This is a genomic window from Methylobacterium durans (genome assembly GCF_003173715.1).
In the GTDB taxonomy this organism is placed as follows: Bacteria; Pseudomonadota; Alphaproteobacteria; order Rhizobiales; family Beijerinckiaceae; genus Methylobacterium; species Methylobacterium durans.
In genome coordinates this window covers 3,544,551-3,554,186 of sequence record NZ_CP029550.1, presented here as the reverse complement: position 1 = coordinate 3,554,186, position 9,636 = coordinate 3,544,551, and the positions used below count along the sequence as shown (strand labels likewise).

Below are 9,636 nucleotides of genomic sequence, written 5' to 3'. Positions count from 1 at the left end.
TCGCGTTGAGAGGGGAAGGATCGAATCATGGAAGGTCGCGCCGCTTCGCGTTGAGACGTCACCCGGCCGCCGGTTCAGGCGAGGCGCCGAGATCTGCGGACCGCCGCCGGCGGTTGCGCGCGAGCGCCTCGTTCTCGGCATCGACCATGAGCTGCAACCATGTGGGTGCCGGCTCCGCGGCCAGGCCCTGTGCCGTCGGGCTCTCGGCTTCGGGTACCGGCCCCTGCTCGACGGCCCGGGTCGCGACCCCGTCTTGCTCCCGGCGCGCGGCCCGATCTGCCAGCGACTTGCGCATCGTGATGGTCTTCGGCACCGGCACCGGAGCGGCCTCGGCCGGCGCGCGCGCGCGCAGACCGGCGAGGCCGTACGCGACGGCCCGGAAGGGCTCGACCAGCCCCCACCAGAGAAACTGCGCGGTGCCCGCGAACAGGGTCTTGTGACGCCGCCGCGCCTGCTGGAACCGCGTCATCGCCTCGGCATCGCCGTACATCAGATCGGCGAGCGCGAGGTAATCGCGCGGCCGCAGTTTCTCGAAGCGAAGCTCGCACACCGTCTCTTCGCCCGCGAGCACCGAGCTCGACAGGATCACCGGCATCGACGGCCAGGTTCCGACCGATCCACCGCCCCGTTGCGGAACGACGGCGAGCGTTCCGGCACTGCTGTCGTCGCTCCGCCGGATCGGCACGATCGTGTCCATGCGGATTCGGCAGCGCTGGGCCGAGACCCGCTCCACCTGAACATCGATGGCGAGCCCGTTCAGCGTCAGAACGGCTTGCCGGTCGACCGGGAGCGAGGGTGTGGACTCGGTCTGCCGTCGTTCCGCCGCGACGCCGAGCGCCGCGCCCGCCTTGATCACGTTGACGAAGTTCCACAGGCCGACGACCAGCATCAGGTTGGTGATGCCCGGCTCGAACGCGTAGCGGTAGGCGGCCACCAAGCTGCCGCCCAGGAGGATCGCGTAGACGACGAAGAAGGGCAGAGCGAGCGGCGACAGGTGATCTTGGTCCAGCGTGACGTTCTTCGCCGTCACGTTGAAGGTCGGCTTGCGCGGCGAGAGGATGACGGAAGCCGTGGCTTTGATCAGGAACAGGCCTTGGACGTACTCGTAGAGTTCCGACACGAAGGGCCAGCGGACCCGGCCGTAGAGGTAGTTCTGCATCATCAGGTTCACGACGATGTAGGTCGCCGTATAGGCGATCGCCTCATCGACGTTCGCGACAACGATTTTCATGTCGAAGAAGATGTAGAGCAGCGGCGCGAACATGAAGATCATGCATGGCACTGGAAAGAACCAGTACGTCATATTCGACATGTAGCAGAGCCGCTGGATCGGCTTGAGACCTCGCTTGAGGACCGGGTTTTTCAAGAGCAAGATCTGCAGCATGCCCTGGCACCAGCGCGAGCGCTGGCCGATGAAGTCGCGCAGGGTGTCGGGCTGGAGGCCGGCGATCAGCGGCTTGTCGACGTAGATGCTGGTCCAGCCGCGCGAATGCAACTCGAAGGCGGTCTCGCAATCCTCCGTGATGGTGATGCCCGAGAAGCCGCCGGCCTCGTCGAGGGCGGCGCGGCGCAGGAGCGCGGCCGAGCCGCAGAAGAACGAGCCGTTCCACTTGTCGAGCCCCGGCTGGCCGATGGCGTAGAACATCTCGTTCTCGGACGGCATCCGCTCGAAGGTGCGCAGGTTCCGCTCGATCGGGTCGGGGTTGAGGAAGGCGTGCGGCGTCTGCACGAGGAACAGGCGCGGATCCTGTGCGAAATGGCCGATGGTCTCGCGCAGGAAGGACCGGAAGGGCACGTGGTCGGCATCGAGGACCACGACGATGTCGCCAGTCGCGTGCTTCAAGCCATTGTTGAGGTTGCCCGCCTTGGCGTGAAGGTTGCGCCGGCGCGTGAGGTAGCGGACCCCGAGCTCCTCGCACAGGCGCTGCAGGCCGGCGCGGCGCGCCCGCGCCTCGCTGCTCTTCTGGGGATCCGGATCGGCGCATTTCTGATCGGTTCCGCCGTCGTCGAGCAGCCAGACGGTGAGCTTGTCGGCCGGGTACTCGAGGGAGCGGGCTGCGGCGAGGGTGGTGGCGAGGATCGACGCGTCCTCGTTGTAGCTCGGCACGAAGATGTCGACGCTCGGGAGGTCCGTCTCACTTCCCAGAGGGACCGGCGCCCGCTTGAGGGGATCGGCGTTGATGAAGAGGCTCAGGAAGAGGATGTAGAGATAGTAGAGTTCGGCAGCGAGCAGGACCAACCCGGCCGTGAGGCTGAGCGGGTCCGCGGACCAGGGCAGCGTCCGGGTGAGGCGCCAGTAGAAGTACTTGATGACAACCAGACTTCCGATGCCGAGAAAGATGTAGTGCGACGCGCGCCCGCGCGTGAACAGCCAGAGTGCTGTCATGACCGCGACGGCACCGAGGCTCATCTCGAGCTGAACCGCGGTCCCGACCGGCTGCAGCAGGAGCACGATGACCGCGGCGGCGGTGACGAGCCATGAGAGTCGTGTGAGGAAGATCGGCATCACCGCGAAGTCCTGACCCTGATCCTGAGACGCCTGCCGAGACACGCGACGCCGCTACTGTGCTCGAGATGCGAGAAACTCTACCGAAGACTCAGAGACGAGCGCTGTCCATCCTTGAACAGATGTCCCGAAATGAACTAGAAGGCTGCTCGTCCTTCGACACTGGTGTAGTAACCGCCCTTCTGCACCCGATCATGTGCATAACCCACGCCAAGTGAGAACTTCATCGGGCCGACCGCGAAGCCCGTGAGGTGGGCGCCGACACGCCACTGATTGAAGAAGGCGTCGCCCAGGAGCGTGCCCTCAGGTCCGATGAACACACCGTCCGCGACCATGATGCCGGCCTTCGCGCGAACGTAGTAGGCACTGAACAGGGTCGAGTACGAGGCGCTCGCGGCGAGCAGGGTGTTCAGCGAGGGGTTCAGCCAGAGATCGGCCGCGACCTTGGCACCGACACCAGTGCCCACGACGGGATTTCTCGGGTCGAGGATCGAGAGTTCGTTGTTGCGCACGTTGAACCCGACATATCCGGCTAGCGCGGCCTGGTCCCAGATCCACTCGTAGCCGGCCAGAACCGTGCCCTCTTCCTGCTCGCCGCGGACCCGCGTTCCGGCCGTCGCCCCGGGATAGGAGTAAGTGCCGGCAACCGCCTGCATCCGGACACGCGGGCCGCTCTCGACCAAGCTCCCGGCAGGCGCGATCGTCGTCGTCAGGGCGCCGAAGGCCGAGCTGTTCGAGGTCACGGTCGCCGCACCGTCGAAAGCCACGATGTAGTCGTCAGACTGGCCGCCGCGCTCGACGCCCGTGTACCAATCCGCAGCCGAGGCGTGCCCCGTGACGAGCGTCCCGAGCGCGAGCGCCAGCATCCAGACGGTTCGAGGGCTGTGTTCAGGCACGTCATGTCTCCAGGACCTGCGGAAACCGCGAGGACTCTGCGGTGGTTAATACCAGATTCCGCTTAAATAAGACGGTGAACGCGGTGTTAAGGCGCTGTAGGCGGAGCTTTCCAACCAAGCGTGTCCTGAGCGCATCAGTCGGCCGCGCGGTCGTGTCTGCACAGAGGCGCGCGAGTCACGAGTCGTTTCTTGGAACGCCAATAGCGTTCTGCCAAAATTCCGGGCAGTACTGAAAATTTTTTATCACCCGACGCCCGGTGCGCTTCAGATCCTGAAACGCGGCGTCACTGGGCGGATGAACGCTTCTGATGTCTCGTGCTAGCGCCAACAAATGTTGGTTAGCGCGGCCGAAACACTGTCGCGTGTCGATCGCCGCAGGGTAACGGCCCTGGGGGTTGGACCGTTGTGGACCGTCTCGGCACCGGGACGGCGACATTCCGCGCCGGTGCGCGTTCCCCACCCCGGCGCGCTCGCCGTCACGCGGCTTCCTGCTCTCTCCTCTCCGGCCCTCTCGACTGCAGCGCCCGCACCAGCTCTGGCAGCCCGAACGGCTTATGCAGCTGCTGGAAGACCTGAGCGTTCGCCGGGAGATGGCCGCGCGGGCCGGCCAAGATCGTGCGGATGCGGGGATGCGTGCGGGACACGGTCGCGGCGAGTTGAAGACCGCTCATGCCCGGCAAGGCATAGTCGACGAGCAGGAGATCGAAGTCGCGGCGGCCAGCCAGGATTTCCACCGCCTGCGCGCTGGAAGCCGCCTGGGTGACGGTATGGCCGAGATCACTGAGAGCACTCGCCGTGGTGGAGCGCAGCAACGCGTCGGCCTCCACGAGGAGGACGGCCAAGTTCTCGGCGGCGCCGTCCGCGGCCGCCTCGACAACGGCCTGCCGTTCGCCCGCCGGGAGCCACACGCTGACGGTCGTGCTCGCCTCAGAGGCCTGCACGTCGACGGCCGCGCCGATCTCGTCCGCCAGATCGGCGACGGAGGCGAGACCCCGCCTGTTCGCGAGGTTGACGGGCGCCGAGAGGGTCAGGCGCAGGCTCGGTCGGGATGCGAGCAGGCTCGTCGTCGGCGGTTCGGCCGCCTGGACGACGAGGGAGACCCCGCAGCCAGCCGGAGCGACCGCCTTGATGTCGAGCACGAGGTTGAGGATCAGGATCTCGATCTGGCGCTCGCTGCACAGAACGGGCGGAAGCGCCTCATCGAGCGAGAGGCCGATGGTGATCTCCGGCGCGACCGAGCTGCGCAGAAAGTCGGTGAGATCGTCGAGCACCAGCGCGATATCGACCTCGGCCAGCGTCGAGACCTCGCGCCGGGTCAGCGCGGAGACGCGCCGCGTGAGCGAAGCCCCATTCCGTGCCCCGCGCTGGGCCACGTCGACCAGTTGGAGCGCACGATCCGGCAGATCGTGACCGTGGCGCTGGAGGCTGCCGAGCGCCGTCATGACGACCGCGAGGGCGTTGTTGACGTCGTGCACGATCCCGTCCGTGACCTGGCGCAGAAGGCCATCGCGCCGTCGTTCGAGCAGCGGCTCGTTCGCGGCCGGAGCCAAGGGCTTAGCAATCGGCGTCACCGGCGATCCGGGCAGACTCGCGACCCCGACTTCGCGGCTGAGCACGTGCAGCCGCTCGCGGGCGTCACCGTCATCCAGCACCTTTGCCATGCGCAGGTGCAGCCGCCGCCCAGATTGCTCTCCGGCGACCGGCAGCGTGCGCAGCGTGACGTCCTGGGCGCTTCCCCCTGCGGCGATCGCGGCCCGCATCGCCACCCGCATGAGGTCGCGATCCTCCGGGTCGAGGCGGTCGACCAGGTCGTCCAGGGTCGTGGCGAGCTCGGAGGTGCTGGGCAGGATCGGCAGAACCGCGTCCGTCCAGGTGACGCGTCCGTTCGTCAGATCCACCTCCCAGCAGCTCCAGCCGGCCATGGTTTTGAAGGCGCGCACGCGCTCGCGGCTGCGGACGAGCGCCGCGCGCGCGTCCTGCATCATCCGCTCTCGCCCTTTGCCGCGCGCGATGGCGTGGGCGGCCGCGTCGGCGAGGCTCTGCAACTCGCGGATCGGAAGCGCGGTCACCGTCAGCCCCGCGGCCTCCTGCCTGCAGGCCGCCTCAAGGTTGCGGATTCGCCGGCTCACGAGGCTCCCACCGAGCCAGCCCGCGATCCCGACAGCCAGCAGGGCCAGCACGATGGCGTGCGGGATCTGCACGCCCGATCCCGCCGCGCTCATCGTCCCGGGCGTTGCCCGCGCCACGAGCAGCCAGCCGAGGCCCGGCCGCTCGCTGCCGTCGAGCGGGGCGGACACCTCAAGTCTCTGAGTCTCCGGGTGGTCGGGCTTGACCGCACCCACCTGCAGCACCAGGCGGCCGCTCGCGTTGAGTACGGAGAAGGAGATGCCCTCGCCGGGAGCGCCCAAGCTGCGGCGCGCGAGCTGCGTCGCTTCCTCGATCCAGCGCGGCGTCATCTGGATCGCCACGACGCCGCCACCGTCTGGGACAGGCGCGCTGACGATAACGTTGCGCGGCGCCTCGGTGCCGGCGCGGTTGCGCTCCGACGCGTCTGCGGCTGCCACCCCCTGCAGGCCGCGCGCGAACCAGACGGCGCCCGACACGTCGGACCCGATGAGCTTGCCGCTCGCCGTGGCCCGAACGCGGCCGGCCCGGTCCGCGACGAGGATGTCGGTGTATTCCGGACGGAGCCGCCGCCAGGCCACGAGGTAGGCGTCAAGGTCGGCCGCCCGATCGGGTCGAGCAACGCGACCGTCGAGCGCGCCGAGGCTCACGTCGCGGCCGACATCGCGGAGGGTGCGGTCGAGCTGATCCGCGAGGATCGGGGCTGCCCGCTCGAGGACAGCCCGCGTCTCGTCCGTGCGACCGAGCTCCGCCTGGCGGTGTGACAGGTACAGGGTGAGACCGCTCCCGACGCCGACAGCCAGCGCGAGCGACAGGCTCATGAGCGTGCGGAGGGACACCGCCAATCGACGTCTCGCCATCTGTGGTCGGGCTACCAAAACAGGAAGGACACACCGCAGGGCGATGGTGCGCCGCACAGTCCCGATCAGGCTGGTGGAAGAAGGTTAACGACTGGTTAACGCACCGATCAGCGCACTAATCGCCGCGCCACCCGCTGCCCAAAAAACAGGCCGCCCAAGCGAAGAAATTGTTATAGTCGGGTGCGAAGCCCCGACGTCAGTCGTCACAGCGCCTGGGCGCCGCACGGCAGCATTGATGTCGGAATGCCGGGCCTCGCCGGGCGCATCGGTCATCTGAATTGCCGCGCCCTGAACCGGCGCCCAGACTGATGCGGCGGCGTCCGGTGCTGGGTCACGCGCGGTTCTGAGGAGGTCGCAGATTTCAGAGCCTTTGCGCCGGGCCAATCTGCGCGATGCTGAGGCTTCGGCCCGTGCCCCGACCTGATCCTGACCTGCTACCTCGGGCTTTGCCCCTGCACACTCCTGGACCGGCAGCCGACGACACGCTGATCCAGGCCGCCTGCGGAAGGGTGATCGCGCTTGACCGAGGTACGAGGATGCTCAGAGCCGCTGCGGGGCGGCATCCTGAGAGCGGAGGCGTCTCGTGCGGATCAGAGGGGGCCCAGCCACGAGGGACGGAAATAGGGTTCGGGCCGGTAACACACGTAGCCGTAGGGTCCGAACCAGCGCCGGCCGACGCGGCAGGGCGGCAGGGCCGAGCGACAGACACCGAGACACGGCTGCGCCACGACGGTGCCGACGGCGATGGGGCGGATGCCACTGTCAGCGCCTGCCGGCCTTGTTTGCGCACAAGCCCCTGCGGCCAGCAGGCCCCAGATCCCGCCAGCGGCAAGCGTGACGAGCCCGAAGCGATGGAAACGCGACATGACGATCCCTCCTCGCGGCGCGCCTTCGGCCTCCGCGTGGAGCGCGGGTGGGTGCGCAATTCGTTAACGATCAAGCGCGGCTGTGGTTCAGCTTGGTGACGGGGAGGCAAACTACGCACGGCTCCGGGCGGTGCTGAGCATCGCAAGGCGATCGCGGTGCCGGAAACGCGCATCAGCGAGATCATCCGAGGTCGGCGGTGGGTGTCGGCCGAGATGGCTCTGCGCCCTGCCCGCTACATCGGCACGTCTGCGGAGTTCTGGATGGGTATGCAGGCACTCTCCGGCTCGCGCGATAGGATCTTGCGGTTCTCGAATGCGTTCCGCTCGCTTTGCTCGGGAGCCTGACCTCAGCCAGACAGCGGGCTGAGTGAGCCGATTTTGCGCAACTTCATGCACGACGGTTAGGTGTATGACGTGGTCGAGAATGCAGGGCCGCCAGGGGGAGCAACGAGGGGATAGCCGCTCCCATGAGCTGTTCTTGAGCCGACCGGCTCACTCCGCCGGAGAGTGTGTGATCCGAGTTCCCGCGCCGATGGAGCTGAGCACCAGCGTCAGCAGGCCCGCCGCGATCATGAAGCCCGCAATCGCCAGAAGCGCGAGGCTGAACTGGCCGGTGACGTCCTTAACCCAGCCGATGACGTAAGGACCGACGAACCCGCCCAAGCCTCCAATCGAATTGATCAGGGCAATGCCCCCAGCTGCGGCGCTTCCGGTCAAGAGCGCGGTCGGCAAGGTCCAGAAGGTCGGCATCGCGCTGAACACGCCGAGCGCAGCCACGCTAAGCGCGATCATCGCGAGGGTCGGCGACGGTGCGTAGCCTGCCGCCGCGAAGGCAAGGCCGCCGACGACGGCCGGGATCACGACGTGCCAGGTGCGCTCCATCTTCAGGTCGGAGTGGCGCGTCCACAGCACCATGCCAACCGCCGAGACCATGTAGGGAATGGCCGTGACGAAGCCCGTCTGCAGCGTGCTCAGGCCGAAGTCCTTGACGATCTGCGGCAACCACAGGCCGATGCCGTAAAGGCCGGTGCTGACACCGAAGTAGACGAGGCTGAGCCCGAGCACGCGCGGGTGGATCAGCGCCTGACCGAGGCTGATTTTCTGGACCTGAACCCTCTCCCGGCGATCCCGCGCGATCCGCTCGGCCAGCCAGCCTCGCTCTTCCGCATCGAGCCAGTGGGCGTCTTCAGGCCGGTCCGCTAGGTAGGCCAGCACCGCGAAGCCGAGCAGGAAGCTCGGGGCCGCCTCGATCAGGTAGAGCCACTGCCAGCCTGCCAGGCCGTGCGATCCATCGGTTGCAGCCATGATCCAGGCGGAGAGCGGCGAGCCGATCACCGAGGAGATCGGGATGGCCATCATGAAGGTGCCGACCACCTTGGCCCGCTGCTCGGAGGGGAACCAGTTGGTCAGGTAGAAGATGATGCCCGGGAAGAACCCGGCCTCCGCCACGCCTAGCAGGAAGCGCACGGCGTAGAACGACCACTCGCCCACCACGAAGGCGGTCGAGGCTGAGACGAGCGACCACGTGATCATGATGCGGGCGATCCAGCGCCGCGCGCCGACCTTCTCCAGGATGATGTTGCTGGGCACCTCGAACAGGAAGTAGCCGAGGAAGAAGATACCCGCACCAAGCCCGTAGACGGCAGCGGAGAGGCCGAGGTCGCGGTTCATGGTCAGCGCCGCGAAGCCGACGTTCACCCGGTCGAGGAAGGCGACGAAGTAGCAGAGCATCAGGAAGGGAACGAGCCGCCAGAGCACCTTGCGGGTTACAGTCGCGTCCATCACGCCTGCCTCCCAACACGTTCTAAGCCCGGCATCGGAGAAGCGCCGAGCAAAGCCGTTGGTTGCAGGAGCCGAGCCGGGACGAACCTGTACCCCTTGAGGCTGCGGCTCATCTGTTTCGCCGCGCAGGTCGCGTGCAGCCGGCCGCTTCCGGTCGATGCAAGGGGGCGGAAGCCCGTGACGCTCGTAGTGTCGGGCTTCCCGACCGTCGTGCCCGCCATACCTTTGATCCAGCAGAGTTTGGGTCCTCTGCGTGCGCCACCGTCAACTGATGTCCCTGCGCGTGAACGCCAGGTGCGAGAAAGTTGGGGAGTTCGGCATGACAGCTGTCTGGGACGAGCCGCGCGTGGAACTGTTGAACCGCCTCTGGATCTCGGGTGAGCCGGCCCGCGCGATTTCCGAGAAGCTGGGCGAAGGCATCACGCGCAATGCCGTGATCGGTAAGGCTCACCGCCTCGGACTAACCGGAAAACACGGCAGTCAGCTTCCGGCTCCGGCAGGTCCTCGGCGCCGAGCTCTGAACAGGCCGAACCTCCAACCGCCGCGTGAACCGAGACCGAAGACGCGCTCGCACTGATGCGGGATCTTGTCCCGAGCGCTCT

7 protein-coding genes are annotated in these 9,636 nt (G+C 67.2%); 2 read left to right on the top strand and 5 right to left on the bottom strand.

All coding sequences use genetic code 11. The features are described 5' to 3' along the window. Window positions 1-58: 58 nt before the first annotated feature. The 4 genes from bcsA to DK389_RS32500 all read right to left on the bottom strand — a co-directional run bounded on the left by bcsA (window position 59) and on the right by DK389_RS32500 (window position 7,252). Window positions 59-2,506, bottom strand: a complete 2,448-nt coding sequence (gene bcsA, locus DK389_RS16280) for a UDP-forming cellulose synthase catalytic subunit (RefSeq protein WP_109891109.1) — start codon at window positions 2,504-2,506, stop codon at window positions 59-61. Between the two features lie 137 nt (window positions 2,507-2,643). After that, window positions 2,644-3,372: a cellulose biosynthesis protein BcsS gene (gene bcsS, locus DK389_RS16275; protein WP_109891107.1), complete on the bottom strand. Its 729-nt coding sequence runs from the start codon at window positions 3,370-3,372 to the stop codon at window positions 2,644-2,646. A 506-nt stretch (window positions 3,373-3,878) separates the two neighbouring features. Beyond that, the gene (locus tag DK389_RS16270) at window positions 3,879-6,365 is read right to left on the bottom strand and encodes a response regulator (RefSeq protein WP_236960982.1); all 2,487 of its coding nucleotides are present in this window, start codon (window positions 6,363-6,365) and stop codon (window positions 3,879-3,881) included. Between the two features lie 611 nt (window positions 6,366-6,976). Continuing rightward, the gene (locus DK389_RS32500; RefSeq protein WP_162560688.1) at window positions 6,977-7,252 is read right to left on the bottom strand and encodes a hypothetical protein; all 276 of its coding nucleotides are present in this window, start codon (window positions 7,250-7,252) and stop codon (window positions 6,977-6,979) included. Between the two features lie 156 nt (window positions 7,253-7,408). Between DK389_RS32500 and DK389_RS35670 the strand changes: the two genes are divergently transcribed. Then, on the top strand, window positions 7,409-7,597 hold the full coding sequence (locus DK389_RS35670) for a helix-turn-helix transcriptional regulator (protein WP_210206673.1): 189 nt from the start codon (window positions 7,409-7,411) through the stop codon (window positions 7,595-7,597). Between the two features lie 147 nt (window positions 7,598-7,744). Here the strand turns inward: DK389_RS35670 and DK389_RS16260 are convergent, their stop codons facing one another. Further along, window positions 7,745-9,034, bottom strand: a complete 1,290-nt coding sequence (locus tag DK389_RS16260; protein WP_109891101.1) for an MFS transporter — start codon at window positions 9,032-9,034, stop codon at window positions 7,745-7,747. A gap of 271 nt (window positions 9,035-9,305) precedes the next feature. Between DK389_RS16260 and DK389_RS35665 the strand changes: the two genes are divergently transcribed. Beyond that, the gene (locus DK389_RS35665) at window positions 9,306-9,611 is read left to right on the top strand and encodes a GcrA family cell cycle regulator (protein WP_109891097.1); all 306 of its coding nucleotides are present in this window, start codon (window positions 9,306-9,308) and stop codon (window positions 9,609-9,611) included. The last annotated feature ends 25 nt before the right edge of the window (window positions 9,612-9,636 follow it).

Excerpts from the sequence above, each read along its gene's own strand:
- bcsA (WP_109891109.1), bottom strand. The coding sequence starts at position 2,506 with ATGCCGATCTTCCTCACACGACTCTCATGGCTCGTCACCGCCGCCGCG.
- bcsS (WP_109891107.1), bottom strand. The coding sequence starts at position 3,372 with ATGCTGGCGCTCGCGCTCGGGACGCTCGTCACGGGGCACGCCTCGGCT.
- DK389_RS32500 (WP_162560688.1), bottom strand. The coding sequence starts at position 7,252 with ATGTCGCGTTTCCATCGCTTCGGGCTCGTCACGCTTGCCGCTGGCGGG.
- DK389_RS16260 (WP_109891101.1), bottom strand. The coding sequence starts at position 9,034 with ATGGACGCGACTGTAACCCGCAAGGTGCTCTGGCGGCTCGTTCCCTTC.
- DK389_RS35665 (WP_109891097.1), top strand. The coding sequence starts at position 9,306 with ATGTCCCTGCGCGTGAACGCCAGGTGCGAGAAAGTTGGGGAGTTCGGC.